This window comes from Flavobacterium sp. GT3P67 (assembly GCF_004349155.1).
In the GTDB taxonomy this organism is placed as follows: Bacteria; Bacteroidota; Bacteroidia; order Flavobacteriales; family Flavobacteriaceae; genus Flavobacterium; species Flavobacterium ranwuense.
On sequence record NZ_SMLF01000002.1, the window covers coordinates 274,158 to 292,998 of the forward strand.

An 18,841-nucleotide genomic window follows, 5' to 3' on the forward strand; every position below is an offset into this window, starting at 1 on the left:
TAAAAATGGAAAATTACAGCATTAGAAAAATAAAAAAAGAGGACAATCAAGCAGTTGCACAATTGATAAGAGCAGTTTTTGACGAATTAAACATTCCAAAAGTTGGAACAGCCTATGAAGATCCATATTTGGATTTAATGTTTGAGGAATACAGTAAGCCAAAATCGGTTTATTTTGTTGTGGAAAAGGATGGAAAAATCATTGGTTCTGCCGGTGTTGCGCCACTTGAAAATGAAGCGGAAACCATTTGCGAACTTCAAAAAATGTATTTTCTACCGGAAACCAGAGGTCTTGGAATAGGAAGCCAAATGATGGCCAAGTGCTTGCAAAGTGCCAAAGAATTTGGTTTTGAAAAATGCTATTTGGAAACAATGCCTTTTATGCTTGATGCTCAAAAACTGTACAAGAAAGTAGGTTTTGAATACATTTGTTCTCCTATGGGAAGCACGGGGCATACCAGTTGTCCTGTTTGGATGCTGAAAGAGTTATAAGTTTTGAATGATGAGTTATGAACTGAGAGTGTTTAATTCATAGAATCGATAACCCAATAAAATGAAAATAAAAGAATACAGAACCCAATTTATTCAAGAACTGACTCCAATTTATGATGCTGGAGAAGCGGAGAGTTTTTTCTATTTAATTTTAGAAGAAAAACATCAATTGAAAAGAATAGACTTGGCGTTGCATCCTGATTTGGTTTTTTCGGAAGCAGAAATTGTAGTTTGGAATTCGATTTCAGAACAATTGAAACAGGAAATTCCAGTACAATATCTTTTAGGGAAAACGAGTTTTTATGGATTGGATTTTGAAGTCAATGAGAACGTTTTGATTCCAAGACCAGAGACCGAAGAACTAGTTGAATGGATTTTAGAAAGTCAAAAGTCAAAAGCCGAAAGTCAAAAAGTAAAGATTCTAGATATTGGAACTGGAAGTGGCTGTATCGCCATTTCATTAGCAAAAAAACTTCCAAATGCACGGGTTTTTGCAATTGATGTTTCTGAAAAGGCTTTGGCTACAGCCCAAAAAAATGCAGAAAATAATTCCGTAAATGTTACTTTTATCAATCAAAACATTCTTGAAACGGAAGATTTAATGCAACAATTTGATATTATTGTTTCTAATCCGCCATATGTTCGCAATTTAGAAAAGGAGGAAATCAAGAAAAATGTATTGGAGAATGAACCGCATTTGGCACTTTTTGTAGAAGATAATGATGCGTTGATTTTTTATAAAAAAATAGTCGAATTGGCCCAGAAAAACCTATCTGAAAACGGAGAATTGTATTTTGAAATCAATCAGTATTTAGGAAAAGAAATGGTCGATTTACTCGAAAAAATGAATTTTAAAAACATCGAATTACGAAAAGATATTTACGGGAGTGACAGGATGGTTTTTGGTAAAAAGTGAGATGTGAAAAGTAAAAAACGAATATCTCGATTCACTTTTTACTTTTCACATCTCACCCTTAAGACTCTAATCTACTCATATCGTAATGCCTCAATTGGGTCCAGTTTCGCAGCTTTTACAGCTGGATATAGACCGGAAACGATTGCCACGATAAAACTGGTTATAAACGCGGACATAATGGCGCCCCAGGGAATTACAAAATCGAAACTCATTGCTGTTGCAATACCAAAACCAATTAAGATTCCAAAAATTATACCGACTAATCCACCTAATTGACCAATAAGTAATGTTTCTATAAAAAACTGAAAGGCAATTGTCGTTTTTTTGGCTCCCAAGGCTTTCCGAACCCCTATTTCCCTTGTGCGCTCGGTTACCGAAACAATCATAATATTCATCAAGGCAATTGAAGATCCAAGAACGGTGATGATGCCGATAAGCCAAGATGCAAGCCCCAGATATTGTGTGATTCCAAGGATTTTGTTGATGAGGTCATCGCTACGAACTACTCCAAAATTATTGTCTTTTACCGGACTTAATTTACGAACTCGGCGCATAGTACTTGTCGCGTTGTCTATTGCCTTATCTAAAAATTCTTTTTTAGAAACCATGACGCTCATGGTGTAATTTATGTTTGGTGCAGTAAACAAGGAACGTGCCACTTGAATAGGTGTTAAAATCCTTAAATCTTGACTGTTCCCAAAGGTTGATCCTTTCTCTTTTAGGACTCCAATAACTTTAAATTTGGCTCCTCGAATCGAGATAATTTTATCAATAGGATTTACATCTTTTAATAATTCTTTTTCAAAATCAGAACCTACAATACACACATAGGCATTGTTATCGATGTCAAATCCCGTAAAATTACGTCCGGAGCTGATTTCTAACCCGGAGTTGGTAACAAAAAATTCATCGACACCAACAACCGTGTTTTCGGGATCCGTTTTAGAAGATTCATATTTTACTTCGGCAGCAGTAGTTGCGGTAAAAGAAAGCGAAGTTTCAGTAAAAGGATATTTATATTTATTTTTAAAAGCGACCGCTTCAGGGTAAGAAATGATTGGATTTATTATTTCTCTTTCTCCGCTACCACGATTTCGAGTTGTGTTTTCGTATTGATTGATATTAAAGGTATTGGCTCCCATTGATGCGAAATCAGAGGAAATAGTATTTTCCAAAGCAGAAACAACAGTAAGAATACTAACTAAAGCCGTGATTCCAATAGCTATAATCAGCACGGTAAGAACGGTTCTCAACAATTGTGTTCTGATGGAACCGAATGCAATTCGAATATTTTCTTTGAATAATTTTAACATCATAGCAGTTTGACACGAAAATACAATTTTTGTTACAAATTTCCTTTTCAAAAAGTCTAATTTATTTTTTAGGAACTATCTCCAGCTTTCCGCTACAACCTGTCAGTGAAAATAATTTGTTTTAAATTGCCTAAAAGGAGCTTCCTTTGGTCGCTCTTTCAGGCAAGAAAACAATATTATTTTTCACTTCCCTATTTCCGCTGTAATCTGGGCTAGACATCGGGTAATAAAATGCTGAAATTTGTAAACAGATTTATTTTAAAAATAAGATATTTGCAAAGAATTAGAATTTGGAATTTTTTCAACAATTCCTAAATCTGAAAAACTAAAAATCCAATAATCAAAAAATGGCATCAAAACCGAGCATTCCAAAAGGAACCAGAGATTTTTCACCAACTGAGGTGGCAAAACGTCAATATATCATTCAGATTATAAAAAGTAATTTCGAGAAATTTGGTTTCCAACCCATAGAAACGCCTTCATTCGAAAACTCCGAAACCTTAATGGGGAAATACGGAGAAGAAGGCGATCGTTTGATTTTTAAAATATTAAATTCAGGAGATTATTTGGCGAAAGCCAATGCGACTCATTTAGAAAATAAAGACAGTACTAAATTAACGTCAAGTATTTCTGAGAAAGCCTTGCGTTATGACTTAACGGTTCCGTTTGCGCGTTATGTGGTACAACATCAAAATGATATAGAATTCCCATTCAAAAGATACCAAATTCAACCCGTTTGGAGAGCAGACCGCCCACAAAAAGGACGTTTCAGAGAGTTTTTTCAATGTGATGCTGATGTGGTAGGTTCTAAATCATTGTGGCAAGAAGTAGAATTGATTCAATTGTACGACACTGTTTTTTCTGCTTTAGGTTTAGAAGGTGTAACCATCAAAATCAATAATAGAAAGATATTATCTGGGATTGCTGAAGTGATTGGCGCATCAGATAAATTAATAGATTTTACCGTTGCGTTGGATAAACTCGATAAGATTGGGGAAGATGGCGTTAAAAAAGAAATGATGGAGAAGGGAATTTCGGAAGAAGCGATTCTGAAAGTACAGCCGTTATTTAATTTCACAGGAACAATTTCAGAGAAAATAAATCAACTTTCGGTTTTGCTTGCGGAGTCTAATGAAGGAATGAAAGGAGTTGAAGAACTGCGTTTTATTTGTGACAATGTTACTGAATTGGGATTGTCAACAGCAATTTTAGATTTGGATGTAACCTTGGCCAGAGGATTGAATTATTATACGGGTGCTATTTTTGAAGTGGCTCCGCCAAAATCAGTTGCCATGGGATCCATAGGTGGCGGTGGAAGATATGATGATTTGACCGGAATTTTCGGATTGAAAAACATGAGCGGAGTGGGAATTTCTTTTGGGTTGGATCGAATTTATTTGGTTATCGAAGAATTGAATTTATTTCCTGAAACCGTAACCGCAACATCCAAAGCGTTGTTTGTTAATTATGGTGATACAGAAGCTTTTTACGCGATGAAAGCGATAAAAGAATTAAGGAATTCAGGGGTAAAAGTAGAATTGTATCCGGATAATGCGAAAGTAGCGAAGCAGTTTCAACATGCTGATAAAAGAGGGATTCCTTTTGCGGTAATCGCAGGGGAACAAGAAATGGCTTCCAATTCTTTTTCGCTTAAAAATTTAGTGAGCGGAGAACAGACTTCAGTGGATTTTGAAGGTTTAAAAAACGCATTATTATAGTTTTATTTTAAAAGCATAAAAAAAGCTTCGTCTACTAGACGAAGCTTTTTTTAATATAAGACAATGGTGAATTAATAATTTGTAGGTAAACTTTAGTTTTTTCATTTACAGAAAAATAACGGTAAACAATTGAAACAAATTTATATAAACTATTTCGAGATAGTCTTAAAATTATATTAAATTTTTGAGAAGGAAAATTTGTTTTAAAGAGTGTAAAATTTAAAAAGAATTATAAATTCAATAAAAAGATGACAATTTGACATTTTATAAGATTTGGCAGTACTTTTGCAATCCATAGAAAAGAATAAAAATGAAGTTTAAGAATATTTTTAAAAATACAAGTACTATGACTACTGAAAATACAGAAATCGATCAAGAAATAGATGAGGCAACATTAGAGAATAATGCCAATGGAGAGCAGCTTATTATTGAGGAATTGGGTGTAGAAGAGCAATTAACACAAGATTTAGCCAAAGAGAAAGACAAGTATTTACGATTATTTGCTGAATTTGAAAATTATAAACGTAGAACTTCAAAAGAGCGTATCGAGTTGTTTAAAACCGCTAATCAAGAAGTTTTGCTTGCCATGTTACCTGTTTTAGATGATTTCGACAGAGCGATTGTAGAAATAAGCAAATCAGAAGATGAACTTCTTTTAAAAGGAGTGGAGCTTATTCATGAAAAATTAAAAAACACTTTAGTTTCTAAAGGGTTAGAGCAAGTTGAGGTAAAGGCTGGAGATGCTTTTGACGCTGATTTTGCTGAAGCAATAACTCAAATTCCTGCGCCTTCAGACAAAATGAAAGGGAAAATTGTTGATGTTCTTGAAAAAGGATATAAATTAGGAGACAAGATCATTCGTTTTCCAAAAGTTGTTATAGGGCAGTAATAGATTCGTGATTAATCGCGTATTTATATCACGCGTAGAGGCGCATTGCAGTGCGATTCAACAAAAGAAAAAATAAAAATGAAAAAAGATTTTTACGAAATATTAGGCATTTCAAAAAATGCTGATGCTGCTGAAATTAAAAAAGCATATAGAAAACAAGCAATAGCACATCATCCTGACAAAAATCCTGGAGACAAATCGGCAGAAGATAAATTCAAATTAGCTGCTGAAGCTTACGAAGTATTAAGTGATCCTCAGAAAAAAGCAAAATACGACCAATATGGTCATCAAGCTTTTGATGGTTCTGGCGGTTTTGGCGGAGGTGGTCACGGCGGAATGAATATGGACGACATTTTTAGTCAGTTTGGTGATATTTTCGGAGGCGGTTTTGGTGGTTTCGGAGGCGGTGGAGGCGGCGGAGTTCGTCGTGCTAAAGGAAGCAACCTTCGTATCAAAGTAAAATTAACATTGGAAGAAATTGCCAATGGCGTGGAGAAAAAAGTAAAAGTAAAGCGTAAAGTTCAAGCACCTGGAGTTACTTATAAAACATGTTCTACATGTAACGGTCAAGGACAAGTGATGCGCGTTACGAATACAATTTTGGGCAGAATGCAATCTGCTTCTACATGTCCAACATGTAGTGGTTCAGGTCAAATTTTAGATAGAAAACCATCAGAAGCAGATTCACAAGGAATGATTCTTGAAGATGAAACGGTTTCGATAAAAATACCTGCGGGTGTCGTGGATGGAATGCAGTTGAAAGTTTCTAATAAAGGAAACGATGCTCCGGGAAACAGTATTCCAGGAGATTTAATTGTTGCTATTGAAGAATTAGAGCATGAGTTCTTGAAACGAGAAGGGGAGAATTTACATTACGATTTATACATCAGTTTCGCTGAAGCTGTTCTTGGAATTTCAAAAGACATCGAAGCTATAAATGGAAAAGTGAGAATCAAACTGGAAGAAGGAATTCAGTCCGGTAAAATTCTGAGATTAAAAGGAAAAGGAATTCCTAGTATCAATGGATACGGAAACGGTGATTTATTGGTGCATGTGAATGTTTGGACTCCAAAAACGTTAAACAAAGACCAAAAACAGTTTTTCGAAAAAAATCTTACCGACGAGAATTTTATTCCAAATCCGGAAAAATCAGACAAGTCATTTTTTGAGAAAGTGAAAGACATGTTTTCATAATAAAAAGTTAGATGCTATTTATAGCGTCTAATTTAAAAAATATATTCCCCATCCTTGTTAAAATAAGGATGGGTTTTTTATGAAATCGCCACTAAGAATTTGTTTGTTGCAAACAGACACCAATAAATATAAGGCGATAACATATAGACCGCTAAAAATTAAATGCTACATATATGAAACTATTCTAAGTATTTCGGCACTAATTATTTACTTTTACACCAATTAAAAAATAAGCATGAGTAATATTCTTGAAGTGAATAAAGTTGTCAAGCAATACGGTGATTATGTGGCGCTTAACGAGGTTTCATTAACTGTTCCAAAAGGAAGTATCTACGGACTTTTAGGTCCAAATGGAGCCGGAAAAACATCACTTATCCGAATTATAAATCAAATTACATTGCCTGACAGTGGTGAAATTATTTTGGATGGTGAAAAACTGCAACCCAAACATGTTCAATATATAGGCTATTTACCGGAAGAAAGAGGATTGTACAACACGATGAAAGTAGGAGAACAATGCTTGTATTTGGCTCAAATGAAAGGACTTTCTAAGGCTGAAGCCAAAAAACAACTGGAGTATTGGTTCGAAAGATTAGAGATTCAAGGCTGGTGGAACAAGAAAATTCAAGAACTTTCTAAAGGAATGGCGCAGAAAATTCAGTTTGTGGTATGTGTTTTGCACAAGCCAAAGTTGTTGATTTTTGATGAACCTTTTTCTGGTTTTGATCCCGTAAATGCCAATATTATCAAAGATGAAATCCTTGCCTTGAGGGAAGAAGGAGCTACCATAATTTTCTCGACACACCGCATGGAAAGTGTTGAAGAATTATGTGATCATATTGCGCTGATTCACAAATCTAATAAACTGATTGAAGGAAAACTGGACGATGTAAAAAGACAATTTAAAACCAATAGTTTTGAAGTGGGTATTTTATCTGAGAATGTAGAAGGTTTGATGTATGCTATTACGCAGAAATTTACCGTTGGTCCAGCTAATTTTAAATCACTGAACAACGAATTAAAACTGGAAATTCAACTCGGGAATGCATCGCCAAATGAGTTATTGAATATCCTGACACAATGCGGTCAAGTAACGCATTTTGTAGAAAAAATACCAAGTGTTAACGACATTTTTATTCAAACAGTAACACAATAAGATTGTTAGACTTCTTAGATTGTTAGACTTTTTACAGTCTTCTAATCTAATCGTTCTAAAAAATCTATATAATCTAAAAATCTAAGCAGTCTAAAAATGAGCATCATATCATTAATTATAAAAAGAGAGTTTATTGCCAAAGTGCGCAATAAATCTTTTATTGTTATGACTTTTTTAAGTCCGTTACTATTTGTGGGAATAGCCGTTTTTGTAGCGTATTTAAGTTCCATGAAAGCAGACACCAAACAAATTGCTATTCATGATGAATCGGGTATGTTCATAAAGGAATTTACGTCGCAAAACAATAAAAATCAAGCGTACAAATACCTTGATTTGTCTTTAATAGATTTAAAATCCCTGAAAGATAGTATCACAAATGAAAGCTACCAAGGATTGTTGTACATTCCAAAAGTGAGTAATTCCAAGGATTTCGAAAGTAAAATCCAATTTATTTCAAACAGTAGTCCAAGTATTTCATTCATTGAAAATGTTCAGGATGTAATTGCAAGTAAACTGACCAAAAACAATTTAGAAAAAGCACATTTGGATACATTGGCAATTAAAAATGCCCAATCAAAAGTGAATATCAGCTTAACAAAAGCATCTGGTGAAGAAAGTGTCAAAGGTCTTAACGAAATCAAAATCGGGATTGGAGGAGCATTTGGATATCTTATTATGATGTTCATAATCATATACGGAAACATGGTGATGCGAAGCGTGATCGAAGAAAAAACCAGCCGAATCGTAGAAATTATAATTTCCTCGGTGAAACCATTTCAATTGATGATGGGAAAAATCATAGGAACTTCATTAGCTGGATTGCTGCAATTCTTTATATGGGCAATGATTGGAATGTCATTAATGTTTGCTGCCTCCGTCTTTTTTGGAGTAAATGTGGGACCAACAGCTAGAGTTTCACCTGAATTGATGCATACTGCACAGCAGGAAATGACTGGAACTGCCCAAATGTATATTAAAGAATTATGGAATTTGCCCATTGCAAGTATTCTTATTGGATTTGTGATTTATTTCATAGGCGGTTATTTTTTGTACAGTTCATTTTACGCGGCAATTGGAGCTGCAGTCGATAATCAAACGGATTCACAGCAGTTTTTGTTGCCTATCATTATGCCATTAATGTTGAGCGTTTACGTTGGCTTTTTCACTGTTATAAATGATCCCCACGGGACAATTGCAGTCGTTTTTTCAATGATTCCGCTTACCTCACCCATCGTTATGCTGATGCGAATTCCGTTTGGTGTACCTTTGTGGCAAATTGCAATATCAGTTACATTATTGTTCGGAAGCTTCTTTTTTGTAGTTTGGTTTGCCGCAAAAATATACCGAATAGGAATACTCATGTACGGCAAGAAACCGACGTGGAGTGAAATGTACCGATGGTTGAAATATTAAATAAAGGTTAATTCGGTTATTTGATTATTCGTTTAATCGATTAAATAAATAACCGAATTAACAAATTAACAAATTAACAAAAATGAGCAAAATACTAATCATAGAAGACGAAGCCGCCATTCGAAGAGTACTTACAAAAATACTCTCTGAAGAAAACGACACCTATCAGGTTGAAGAAGCCGAAGATGGTGTTGCAGGTTTTGAAAAAATAAAAAACAACGATTACGATTTGGTTTTGTGTGATATCAAAATGCCAAAAATGGATGGTGTTGAGGTTCTGGAAGCAGTCAAAAAAATCAAACCCGAAATTCCTATGGTGATGATTTCCGGTCATGGCGATATGGAAACGGCTATCAATACGATGCGTTTGGGAGCGTTTGATTACATCTCAAAACCGCCCGATTTAAATCGATTATTGAATACGGTTCGCAACGCTTTAGACAAAAAGCAATTGGTGGTTGAAAATAAAATTCTGAAGAAAAAAGTCAGTAAAAACTATGAAATGATTGGCGAAAGTGAAGCTATCAATCACATCAAAGTAATGATTGATAAGGTTGCACAAACCGAAGCCAGAGTTTTAATCACCGGACCAAACGGAACCGGAAAAGAATTGGTTGCGCATCAATTACACGAAAAAAGCGAACGTGCCAATTTCCCTTTGATCGAAGTGAACTGCGCCGCTATTCCATCTGAATTGATAGAAAGTGAATTATTCGGTCACGTAAAAGGGGCGTTTACATCGGCAGTAAAAGACCGCGCAGGAAAATTTGAAGCGGCTGATAAGGGAACTATTTTCTTGGATGAAATTGGTGACATGAGTCTTTCGGCGCAAGCCAAAGTATTACGTGCTTTACAGGAAAGTATGATTACCAGAGTAGGAGCAGACAAAGACATCAAAGTTGATGTTCGTGTTGTTGCTGCTACTAATAAAGATTTGAAAAAAGAAATTGCCGAAGGTCGTTTCCGTGAGGATTTATACCATCGTTTGGCAGTAATTTTGATTAAAGTTCCATCATTGAATGATAGACGAGATGACATTCCGATGTTGATTTCACATTTTGCAGATAAAATTGCTTCTGAGCAAGGGAATGCAGTGAAAAAGTTCTCTGCGGCAGCGATTCATTTATTACAAGAATACGATTGGACAGGAAATATCCGTGAATTGCGAAATGTAGTGGAGCGCTTGATTATCCTTGGCGGAAGCGAAATTTCCGAGAATGATGTGAAGTTATTCGCATCGAAATAAAATTAATTTAATGATTTGAAAATTTAATGATTTAAAGATTTGGCAATAGTTTTAATCTTTTAATTTTTCAATTTTTAATCTTTCAATCATAAAAAATGAAACTAAAAAAAATAAACGAAGAGTTGCAACAAGCTCTGATTGAAAACGGTTTAACCGAGGCCAATGCAATGCAAAAAGAAACATTTTCAACAATGAAAAGTGGTTCAGATTGTATTATTATTGCACCAAAAGGAAGCGGGAAATCAACTACAATTGTGCTGAATGTAATTCAGAGATTGGCAGGCGCAACCGAAGAATCACCAAGGGCTTTGATTATTGTCGAAGACAAAGCCAAAGTGTTGGAAATGGAATCACTTTTTGAAAAATACGGAAAAAATTCTAATTTAGAAGTTTATGGTGTTCATGATAAAGGAGATATGGAATACGATAAAAATTATATTTCTAGCGGAGTAGACGTGTTGATTGGGACTCCAAATAAGTTAAGTGAAATGTTTACCACAGCTGGATTTAATGTAAACCGATTGAAAATGTTTATTTTGGATGATGCAGATCCAATCTTGAAATTGCGTCATGAAACAAAAATCATGCGTATTTCGAATAGCATTGTCAGAACCCAACGTGTTATTTTCTCGGAACAATTTACAGAACGTATAGAAGTCCTTGCTGAAAAAATGCTAGTAGAACCTTTTGAATTCGATTTTGATGGAGTCGAAGAAGATTTTGAAGAGGAAGAAAACTTTGAGGCAGATGGAGATGATGATTTTGAGGAATTAGAAGGTGATGAAGAAAGCGGTAATAAATAATAAAATACAATAAGATGGGATTAATGAAAGTGTTTTCGGGAAGTGAAATTTTAGCTTTAGCATTACAAGAAAGAATTGAAGCAATAGGAGTAGAAACCGTTTTAAAAAACAATATACAGTCTGCTCGATTAGGAGGATTTGGAGAATTAGGCCAAGCTGTGGAATTGTTTATTCAGGAAACAGAGTTTTCTAAAGCTAATCCTGTTATTGAAGAATTCAGAATGAGTATTTAACGCATTCGAAAAAAAAATAGTATGAAATATAAAATGTTGGTTTTGGACATGGATGACACTTTGTTGACTGATGATCATACCATTTCAAACGAGAATAAAGAGATGTTGTCTAAGGCGCAGGAACTTGGTGTTTATGTTATTCTGGCATCCGGAAGACCAACGCCTGCAATGACTGCTTATGCCAAAGAATTGCAATTAGATAATTCCTATATGATATCGTATAACGGCGCTGTCATTACAGATTTAAAGGAAGATAAAGTCATTTTTGAGCAAACGTTAACTCAAGAACAAATTCATGAATTGTATGATTACAGTTTAAAAAGTAATACACATATTATTACTTATCTTGATGGGAAAATTGTGAGCGAGACAAATTCTGAATTTATCGAAATCGAAAAAAACATCACAGGTTTAGCGCATAATAAAGTTGTGAGTTTTAAAGATGAGGTTCAGTCTTCAGCTGTAAAATGTATTTTATTAGAAGATCCAATTTATCTTAAAGAAGTAGAAAAAGACTTGAAAGTAGCTATGCCACACCTTAGTGTCAGCATGTCAAAACCCTTTTTTCTTGAAGTAGCACAAAATGGAATTGATAAAGGTGCCAGTATAAAATTTTTAGCTGAAAAACTGAATATTCTTCAAAGCGAGATTATAGCTGTAGGAAATGCTGGAAATGATTTAACCATGATCGAATATGCAGGATTGGGGGTTTGGGTCGATAATGTAGATCCTGAATTGAGAGATAAAGGAGATTTTATCGTAGCTTCAAATAATAATCATGGCGTGGCTGAGGTTGTGAGACGATTTATCTTGAACTAAGATTTTAATTCAAAAAATAATAATTTATTATCCGATACTTAATCTTCTAAAAGAGCCTGAGTGTCGGGTTTAGTTTTTAATTAAATGGGTGTTATCTGAAAATTTATAGATTTTAGTTCGTAAATTTGCGGACTTAAATTTTTTGACAACGATTTCATTAGTTTAAGACAAATTATGGAAAACAGAAAAAAAGTTGCTTTTTATACGCTGGGTTGCAAGCTGAATTTTTCAGAAACCTCTACTATTGCCCGTAATCTTCAAGATGAGGGTTTTGATCGTGTCGATTTTGAGGAAGTGGCTGATATGTATGTGATTAATACGTGTTCGGTGACGGAAAATGCAGATAAGCAGTTCAAGCAAGTCGTGCGAAAAGCGATGAAATTGAATGATAAGGCATTTGTTGCGGCAGTAGGTTGTTATGCACAATTGAAACCGGAGGAATTAGCAGCAGTTGATGGCGTGGATTTAGTTCTTGGTGCAACAGAAAAATTTAAGCTTGCTGATTATATTAATGATTTGTCCAAAAATGATTTTGGTGAAGTACATTCCTGTGAGATTGCCGAAGCTGATTTCTACGTAGGAAGTTATTCTATAGGTGACAGAACCCGAGCTTTCTTGAAAGTTCAGGACGGTTGTGATTACAAATGTACCTATTGTACCATTCCGTTAGCAAGAGGAATTTCGAGAAGTGATGAATTGGAGAATGTATTGAAAAACGCCTCTGAGATTTCGAAACAAAATATTAAAGAAATTGTTCTTACCGGAGTAAATATTGGCGATTACGGTAAAGGGGAATTTGGAAATAAAAAACACGAACATACTTTCTTAGAATTAATCCAGGAATTGGATAAAGTGGAAGGTATCGAAAGATTACGAATTTCGTCTATTGAACCGAATTTATTGAAAAATGAAACGATAGAATTTGTATCAAAAAGCAGAACATTTGTACCGCATTTTCACATTCCGTTGCAATCCGGAAGTAACGATATCCTCAAGTTGATGAAACGTCGCTACCAACGCGAAATATATACTGAAAGAGTGAATAAAATTAGGGAAGTGATGCCACACGCTTGTATTGGTGTGGATGTGATTGTTGGTTTTCCTGGCGAAACAGATGAACATTTTCTGGAAACTTATCATTTCTTGAATGATATGGATATTTCATATTTGCATGTTTTCACGTATTCAGAGCGTGATAATACCGAAGCTGCTGTGATGGAAGGTGTTGTTCCTGCTAATGTTCGTGCAAAACGCAGCAAAATGTTACGCGGTTTGTCGGTTAAAAAGCGCCGTGCTTTTTACGAAAGTCAATTGGGAACCAATAGAACCGTTTTATTTGAAAGTGAAAATAAAGAAGGGTACATTCACGGGTTTACCGAAAACTATGTGAAAGTAAAAACACCTTGGAATCCAGAATTAGTAAATACATTGCACGAGATCAATTTGACAAAAATCGATGAAGATGGAAGTGTTCGAATGGAATTTGCTTCAGCTGTGGTTTAGTTTTTAACATATAAGTCATATAAGTTTTTAAACCATTAAGAGATTAAGAAAATTAAGCGCAAAACTTAATGAACCTTGATTCCTTAATGGTTTTTACAGTACCTATCTTTCATTCGACTTTAAGACTTTTGACTTTCGACTACTATTAAGGATTCGTTGACCAAATACTACTATTTTTGATAAAAACGCGTCGGTTTAATTTGAGTTGCGCGATGATTAATTCGGCCATGTCTTCTGCTTGCATGACTTTTTCCGGATTTCCATCAGTCAGTTTTAGTTCTTTGGCCATGTCAGTCGCAACAGTGCTTGGCGTTAAAGCCGTAACACGAATATTATGTTTTCGCACTTCCTGCATCAACGATTCTGTTAATCCTAAAACAGCAAATTTAGAAGCACTATAAGCACTCGTTAAAGCATTTCCGCTTAATCCTGCTGTAGAAGAAATATTAATGATATCGCCCGTTTGTCTTTCTATCATATTTGGCAAAACGGCACGTGTCACATAATAGGTTCCCATAAGGTTTACCTGAATGATGCGTTCCCAATCCGTTGGTTCTAATTCTAAGAATTTTCCAAAAGCTGCTATTCCGGCATTGTTGATTAAAATATCAATAGTTCCAAATTCAGCCAATGCTTTGGCAACGGCAGCGTTTACCGAGTTGATATCAGCAACATCAGCGGTTATAGCTAGTGCTTTTACTCTTAAAGAACGCACTTTTGCCGCTACACTGTCTATTTCTTCCTGTGTTCTGGCGACCAAAATTACATTTACGCCTTCTTTGGCTAAGGCCAAAGCGATTGCTTTACCAATTCCTTTTCCTGCACCGGTGATTAGGGCATTTTTATTTTTTAAATCTGTCATTTTATGAATTATTTTAAGCCAATAAAAGGCTTGGTTTATTGTAAAAGTACCTCGTTTTACATTTGAAATCTATTTTGATTTTCTATTTAATCTAAATTTAACGTTCTGTTATTTTGGCTGAAACGAACATTTTTTAATCTAATGGACTTCACTTTAAATCCAAAGTCAATTTATAAATATCCGTTTCTAAAACTTCGGTGTCCTTGTCTTCACAAAGCAGAAACTCTATTTTTTCTTTTGAATTGGTGTATAAAGTCAATCCTTCGAATTTATGGGTGCTGCTAATTTTTTGAGTGAAATCGATTTTCATGGTTTTCAGGTTGATTCTCCCAATAAGACTTCCTAAAACTTCGCCGTCATCATAAGTAGATTCGGTATCTTCGGCTGTGGCCAAAAAATAAATGCTATTATCGACTAAAACGGCATCGGTAAAACTGCTGCGTACTGCTTTTATTTTTGGGAGTTTGTAGGCGTTAGAAAGAATAGTAAAATCGTTGGTCAGGTTTTTTCCTTCGATGGTGAAAAGGACATTTTTATTAGAACTTCCGTTACCGCGATTCAATAAAAACCAACTTTCTCCAGTATAGATGGCGCCTTCGATGTTGAAATCTTCGGGTTTTATTTCTCCAAAACTTTGCATTACTGCATACAAATCGGCTATATCATTTGTGGCAATTACCTTTTTATCGCTGGAGTTGAGTTGTATCATTTTATTCCTTTTTTCGGTGGAACCGGAGCCCAAAACATACAAACTATCACCAAAGTGTGTTATGGCTTCAAAATCAGCTTTGTCTTTTTTAAGGGTATTTTCTGTGGAATTTTCTAATAAGGGATGGCGTTTTAAATTCAGGGAATCCATGTGGTACTCGTAAAGAAAACCGCTGTTGTCACTAATAATCAGTAGGGAATTGTCTTTGTAAATAAGCCCTGATGCTGACCCAATGCCGATGATTTGAAACAGTAATTCGAGTGTGAATTTTTCCATTGTATTTGTTTTGAAAACGAGAGTCTAGCCCTGATGGAAGCGGTATCCTTTTCCTTTTTTTCTTTTAAAAAGGAAAAGATACAAGTGTACAGCAGGAAATAGCTCCTTAATATTTATTATATTTGAGTTTGCAAAGATAAATTATTTCTTATGAAGTCTATAAATCCCAACGATTTTAAAGTGATTGACAAAATTGAATTGTCTAAAATCCCAACGAACTTGTTTAGCAAAGCTGATGATGAGGATAAAGAAGAAAAACTGGAGAAGGTGCAAGTAAAATTGAGTGAAATACAAGATGTGATGTATGCGCACAATCGCTATGCTGTTTTGGTTTGTTTACAAGGCATGGATACCTCTGGAAAGGATAGTATGATTCGGGAAGTTTTTAAGGAATTTAACTCACGCGGTGTTGTAGTTCATAGTTTTAAAACACCTAATTCAAGCGAGTTAGAACATGATTATTTGTGGAGACATTATTTGGTTTTACCTGAGAAAGGAAAGTTTACGGTTTTTAACAGATCGCATTATGAGAACGTTTTGGTCACACGCGTGCATCCGGAATATATTATGAATGAAAATTTGCCAGGAATTGAAAAGGTAGCTGATATTACGCCGCAATTTTGGGAAAATAGAATGGAGCAAATTAATAATTTTGAGAAACACATTACTCAAAATGGAACTATTATGCTGAAATTCTTTTTACACATGAGTAAAGAAGAGCAAAGACAACGCTTGTTACGCCGTTTAGAAGAACAAAAACACAACTGGAAATTTTCAACAGGTGATTTGAAAGAAAGAGAACGTTGGGATGATTATATGCATTATTACGAAGAAGCAATTAATAAAACATCCACAGCATATGCGCCCTGGTACATCATTCCTGCTGATGATAAAGAAATGGCCCGTTATATTGTAGCCGAAATTATTTGGGAAGAAATGCAAAAACATACTGATATTAAAGAACCTGAAATGGATGAAAAAATCAGAGGGAATATTGAATTGTATAAAGAAATATTGAAGAAAGAATAGACCAAAAAAAATGCGCTGAATTTCAACGCATTTTTTTAACTAATTCAAAACAGTTTTATAATTCAAAACCATAAGCAAGACGAACTCCTACTTGTCCAACACCTTTTCCTACTGAACCGTTATTGTTCACTTTTGCAAAGTCAGAATAGTGCTCATAATGTACGGATACGTCAATGTATTTTGAAGCATAACCAATACTTGGTGATAATAATAAAGAAGTTTTGTTGTAATCGTTAGTTACTGCAAAAGCAGCACCAGCTTCTCCCATTACATAAAATTGGTCATTCCATACGAAAGCTTTAAAACCTGCTTTAGCTGGAATAAATCCTAGATCTTCCCCGTCAGCCTTACTTACAAATAAGTTGCTGAAACCAGTTGTTAAAGTTAAAGAGTATCTTTTTGATAAATCGTATTGAACTCTTGCATCAGCTCCTAGTGCTAATTTGTAAGGGTCACTAGTTGAGTACCCTGCATTTACACCAAATCCTAAACGGAATCCTTGATCGTAATTTGTCGCTGCTTTTGTCGCTTCTTGTGCTTGTACATTACCAGCAAACATCATTGCTATTGCAAATACAAATACCGTTTTAATTTTTCCTGTCATTTTCATAATTCTATTGTTTTGGTTATTATTCTTTTGTCGTTACTTCTATTTGTTTCTAAACGACTTTACAAATGTATAGCCCTCATAAGCCTGTTTTGTTATAGAATTATTTGGTTTTGTTATAGAATTCCTTGTTGAGTGTAAATAAGCAGTAAAAAAGTAGTGTTATATATGCAATAGTATTGATGCAATTGAAAGCTTCTAATTATCTTTGCCATCAAAAAAACAAAAAGTGAATTTATCTCAATACTTCAAAGAGTTTTCTTATAATATTAAATTAGCCTATCCTGTAGTTTTAGGAATGCTAGGTCATACATTAATAGGTATCGTTGATAATTTCATGGTTGGCAAATTGGGGTCTACTGAATTAGCAGCCGTTTCACTGGGTAATAGCTTTATATTCATTGCTTTGTCTTTAGGGATAGGATTTTCTACGGCAATCACACCGTTAGTCGCCGAGGCAGATGCCGAAAATGATGACCAAAAAATTCGTTCTACTTTTCATCACGGATTGCTTTTATGTACTGTTTTAGGAGTTGCATTATTTATTTTGACAGTGTTGTCAAAACAAATTATGTATTTGATGCATCAACCCAAAGAAGTGGCTGATATGGCCGCTCCTTATATTGATTGGGTTGCGTTTTCTTTGATTCCGGTGATCATATACCAAGGATACAAACAATTTGCTGATGGTTTAGCCAAAACAAAATATTCAATGTATGCTATTTTCATGGCTAACGTTGTGCATATCTTTTTTAATTACGTACTGATTTACGGAATTTGGGTTTTTCCAAAATTAGGAATTCTAGGAGCTGCACTAGGAACTGTATTATCAAGGATAATGATGGTCGTTTTTATGCATTACCTGATGAAAAGAAATTCGGCATTGAAAAAATATTTTAAGAATTTCAGCTTCAAAGAAATACGAAAATCAATTTTGAAAAAAATTATCAATCTTGGTTTGCCTTCAGCAATGCAAATGTTGTTTGAAGTAACTTTGTTTACCGCTGCGATTTGGCTTTCAGGTTCTTTGGGAAAAAATAGCCAGGCTGCCAATCAGATTGCACTTATTTTGGCATCGTCAACTTTTATGGTAGCAATGGGTTTAAGCGTTACAGCAATGATCCGAGTGAGTCATACCAAAGGAATGAACGATTACAAAAATTTGATTACTGTAGCACGATCTATTTTTCTATTAGCAATTATACTTGAAACATTTTTTGCGATAATCTTTGTGGTATTTCATAATTTTTTACCGCATTTATTCTTGAATATGACGGATTCAGCTCAGATGATTGATAACGAAGAAATCATCATTATAACTTCAAAATTACTATTGATTGCAGCCATTTTCCAAATCTCGGATGGAATTCAAGTCGTTGTTTTGGGAGCATTACGCGGTTTGCAAGATGTAAAAATACCAATGTACATTACCTTTGTGGCATACTGGATTATTGGGTTTCCTATTTCCTATTATTTAGGAAAATATACCGAGCTGAAAGCCGTTGGAATCTGGATAGGACTTTTGGCAGGATTAACCGCTGCCGCTTTATTTTTGTATATTCGCTTTGCGAGATTAACAAGAAAATTAGTTTTAAAGAATCTTAAATAAATAATGTGTTCAATGTAACTTCTATTTTCTTTATTCGTATAATAAGCGTGTAAAC

The 18,841-nt window shown here is 34.7% G+C and carries 18 protein-coding genes; 14 read left to right on the plus strand and 4 right to left on the minus strand.

The features are described 5' to 3' along the window. Nucleotides 1-5 precede the first annotated feature (5 nt). Together E0H99_RS05775 and prmC are read left to right on the plus strand one after the other, a co-directional pair. The gene (locus E0H99_RS05775; RefSeq protein ID WP_131992276.1) at nucleotides 6-491 is read left to right on the plus strand and encodes a GNAT family N-acetyltransferase; all 486 of its coding nucleotides are present in this window, start codon (nucleotides 6-8) and stop codon (nucleotides 489-491) included. Nucleotides 492-552: 61 nt separating this feature from the next. Further along, nucleotides 553-1,407 carry a peptide chain release factor N(5)-glutamine methyltransferase gene (gene prmC, locus E0H99_RS05780; RefSeq protein ID WP_131992279.1) on the plus strand — a complete coding sequence of 285 codons (855 nt, stop codon included), beginning with the start codon at nucleotides 553-555 and terminating at the stop codon, nucleotides 1,405-1,407. Between the two features lie 71 nt (nucleotides 1,408-1,478). On the opposite strand, the gene E0H99_RS05785 is transcribed toward prmC, so the two are convergent. After that, entirely contained in the window at nucleotides 1,479-2,723 is a 1,245-nt protein-coding gene (locus tag E0H99_RS05785; protein WP_165930259.1) for an ABC transporter permease, read from the minus strand. A gap of 344 nt (nucleotides 2,724-3,067) precedes the next feature. On the opposite strand from E0H99_RS05785, the gene hisS reads away from it, so the two are divergent. The 10 genes from hisS to mtaB all read left to right on the plus strand — a co-directional run bounded on the left by hisS (nucleotide 3,068) and on the right by mtaB (nucleotide 13,694). After that, nucleotides 3,068-4,438: a histidine--tRNA ligase gene (hisS, locus tag E0H99_RS05790; protein ID WP_131992282.1), complete on the plus strand. Its 1,371-nt coding sequence runs from the start codon at nucleotides 3,068-3,070 to the stop codon at nucleotides 4,436-4,438. A 310-nt stretch (nucleotides 4,439-4,748) separates the two neighbouring features. After that, the gene (locus E0H99_RS05795) at nucleotides 4,749-5,327 is read left to right on the plus strand and encodes a nucleotide exchange factor GrpE (RefSeq protein ID WP_131992285.1); all 579 of its coding nucleotides are present in this window, start codon (nucleotides 4,749-4,751) and stop codon (nucleotides 5,325-5,327) included. Nucleotides 5,328-5,405: 78 nt separating this feature from the next. Then, nucleotides 5,406-6,521, plus strand: a complete 1,116-nt coding sequence (gene dnaJ / locus E0H99_RS05800; protein WP_131992288.1) for a molecular chaperone DnaJ — start codon at nucleotides 5,406-5,408, stop codon at nucleotides 6,519-6,521. A 235-nt stretch (nucleotides 6,522-6,756) separates the two neighbouring features. After that, nucleotides 6,757-7,677 (plus strand): ABC transporter ATP-binding protein, encoded by a 921-nt coding sequence (locus E0H99_RS05805; protein ID WP_131992291.1) that lies wholly within the window; start codon nucleotides 6,757-6,759, stop codon nucleotides 7,675-7,677. A 96-nt stretch (nucleotides 7,678-7,773) separates the two neighbouring features. Next, complete coding sequence (locus E0H99_RS05810) at nucleotides 7,774-9,090, plus strand: ABC transporter permease (protein WP_131992294.1); 1,317 nt, start codon at nucleotides 7,774-7,776, stop codon at nucleotides 9,088-9,090. Between the two features lie 82 nt (nucleotides 9,091-9,172). Beyond that, nucleotides 9,173-10,336 carry a sigma-54-dependent transcriptional regulator gene (locus tag E0H99_RS05815; protein ID WP_131992298.1) on the plus strand — a complete coding sequence of 388 codons (1,164 nt, stop codon included), beginning with the start codon at nucleotides 9,173-9,175 and terminating at the stop codon, nucleotides 10,334-10,336. Between the two features lie 95 nt (nucleotides 10,337-10,431). Next, the gene (locus E0H99_RS05820; RefSeq protein WP_131992301.1) at nucleotides 10,432-11,139 is read left to right on the plus strand and encodes a DEAD/DEAH box helicase; all 708 of its coding nucleotides are present in this window, start codon (nucleotides 10,432-10,434) and stop codon (nucleotides 11,137-11,139) included. Between the two features lie 14 nt (nucleotides 11,140-11,153). Next, nucleotides 11,154-11,372 (plus strand): putative signal transducing protein, encoded by a 219-nt coding sequence (locus E0H99_RS05825; protein ID WP_131992304.1) that lies wholly within the window; start codon nucleotides 11,154-11,156, stop codon nucleotides 11,370-11,372. 21 nt (nucleotides 11,373-11,393) lie between these two features. Continuing rightward, nucleotides 11,394-12,191, plus strand: a complete 798-nt coding sequence (locus E0H99_RS05830; protein WP_131992307.1) for a Cof-type HAD-IIB family hydrolase — start codon at nucleotides 11,394-11,396, stop codon at nucleotides 12,189-12,191. Between the two features lie 174 nt (nucleotides 12,192-12,365). Then, a complete protein-coding gene (gene mtaB / locus E0H99_RS05835; RefSeq protein ID WP_131992310.1) occupies nucleotides 12,366-13,694 on the plus strand; it encodes a tRNA (N(6)-L-threonylcarbamoyladenosine(37)-C(2))-methylthiotransferase MtaB in 1,329 nt (442 codons plus the stop codon). 145 nt (nucleotides 13,695-13,839) lie between these two features. Here the strand turns inward: mtaB and E0H99_RS05840 are convergent, their stop codons facing one another. Together E0H99_RS05840 and E0H99_RS05845 are read right to left on the minus strand one after the other, a co-directional pair. Continuing rightward, a complete protein-coding gene (locus E0H99_RS05840) occupies nucleotides 13,840-14,556 on the minus strand; it encodes a 3-ketoacyl-ACP reductase (RefSeq protein WP_131992313.1) in 717 nt (238 codons plus the stop codon). Between the two features lie 148 nt (nucleotides 14,557-14,704). Beyond that, nucleotides 14,705-15,541, minus strand: a complete 837-nt coding sequence (locus tag E0H99_RS05845) for a DUF6929 family protein (RefSeq protein ID WP_131992316.1) — start codon at nucleotides 15,539-15,541, stop codon at nucleotides 14,705-14,707. A gap of 150 nt (nucleotides 15,542-15,691) precedes the next feature. On the opposite strand from E0H99_RS05845, the gene E0H99_RS05850 reads away from it, so the two are divergent. Next, on the plus strand, nucleotides 15,692-16,570 hold the full coding sequence (locus E0H99_RS05850; RefSeq protein WP_131992319.1) for a PPK2 family polyphosphate kinase: 879 nt from the start codon (nucleotides 15,692-15,694) through the stop codon (nucleotides 16,568-16,570). Nucleotides 16,571-16,625: 55 nt separating this feature from the next. Here E0H99_RS05850 and E0H99_RS05855 read toward each other — a convergent pair whose 3' ends face one another. After that, a complete protein-coding gene (locus E0H99_RS05855; protein ID WP_131992322.1) occupies nucleotides 16,626-17,180 on the minus strand; it encodes a hypothetical protein in 555 nt (184 codons plus the stop codon). Nucleotides 17,181-17,406: 226 nt separating this feature from the next. Here E0H99_RS05855 and E0H99_RS05860 point away from each other — a divergent pair, with 226 nt between their 5' ends. Continuing rightward, entirely contained in the window at nucleotides 17,407-18,786 is a 1,380-nt protein-coding gene (locus tag E0H99_RS05860; protein WP_131992325.1) for an MATE family efflux transporter, read from the plus strand. The last annotated feature ends 55 nt before the right edge of the window (nucleotides 18,787-18,841 follow it).

What these genes read in the sequence shown, in the direction of transcription:
- E0H99_RS05775 (WP_131992276.1), top strand. Translation starts at nt 6, where the DNA reads ATGGAAAATTACAGCATTAGAAAAATAAAAAAAGAGGACAATCAAGCA.
- prmC (WP_131992279.1), top strand. Translation starts at nt 553, where the DNA reads ATGAAAATAAAAGAATACAGAACCCAATTTATTCAAGAACTGACTCCA.
- E0H99_RS05785 (WP_165930259.1), bottom strand. Translation starts at nt 2,723, where the DNA reads ATGATGTTAAAATTATTCAAAGAAAATATTCGAATTGCATTCGGTTCC.
- hisS (WP_131992282.1), top strand. Translation starts at nt 3,068, where the DNA reads ATGGCATCAAAACCGAGCATTCCAAAAGGAACCAGAGATTTTTCACCA.
- E0H99_RS05795 (WP_131992285.1), top strand. Translation starts at nt 4,749, where the DNA reads ATGAAGTTTAAGAATATTTTTAAAAATACAAGTACTATGACTACTGAA.
- dnaJ (WP_131992288.1), top strand. Translation starts at nt 5,406, where the DNA reads ATGAAAAAAGATTTTTACGAAATATTAGGCATTTCAAAAAATGCTGAT.
- E0H99_RS05805 (WP_131992291.1), top strand. Translation starts at nt 6,757, where the DNA reads ATGAGTAATATTCTTGAAGTGAATAAAGTTGTCAAGCAATACGGTGAT.
- E0H99_RS05810 (WP_131992294.1), top strand. Translation starts at nt 7,774, where the DNA reads ATGAGCATCATATCATTAATTATAAAAAGAGAGTTTATTGCCAAAGTG.
- E0H99_RS05815 (WP_131992298.1), top strand. Translation starts at nt 9,173, where the DNA reads ATGAGCAAAATACTAATCATAGAAGACGAAGCCGCCATTCGAAGAGTA.
- E0H99_RS05820 (WP_131992301.1), top strand. Translation starts at nt 10,432, where the DNA reads ATGAAACTAAAAAAAATAAACGAAGAGTTGCAACAAGCTCTGATTGAA.
- E0H99_RS05825 (WP_131992304.1), top strand. Translation starts at nt 11,154, where the DNA reads ATGGGATTAATGAAAGTGTTTTCGGGAAGTGAAATTTTAGCTTTAGCA.
- E0H99_RS05830 (WP_131992307.1), top strand. Translation starts at nt 11,394, where the DNA reads ATGAAATATAAAATGTTGGTTTTGGACATGGATGACACTTTGTTGACT.
- mtaB (WP_131992310.1), top strand. Translation starts at nt 12,366, where the DNA reads ATGGAAAACAGAAAAAAAGTTGCTTTTTATACGCTGGGTTGCAAGCTG.
- E0H99_RS05840 (WP_131992313.1), bottom strand. Translation starts at nt 14,556, where the DNA reads ATGACAGATTTAAAAAATAAAAATGCCCTAATCACCGGTGCAGGAAAA.
- E0H99_RS05845 (WP_131992316.1), bottom strand. Translation starts at nt 15,541, where the DNA reads ATGGAAAAATTCACACTCGAATTACTGTTTCAAATCATCGGCATTGGG.
- E0H99_RS05850 (WP_131992319.1), top strand. Translation starts at nt 15,692, where the DNA reads ATGAAGTCTATAAATCCCAACGATTTTAAAGTGATTGACAAAATTGAA.
- E0H99_RS05855 (WP_131992322.1), bottom strand. Translation starts at nt 17,180, where the DNA reads ATGAAAATGACAGGAAAAATTAAAACGGTATTTGTATTTGCAATAGCA.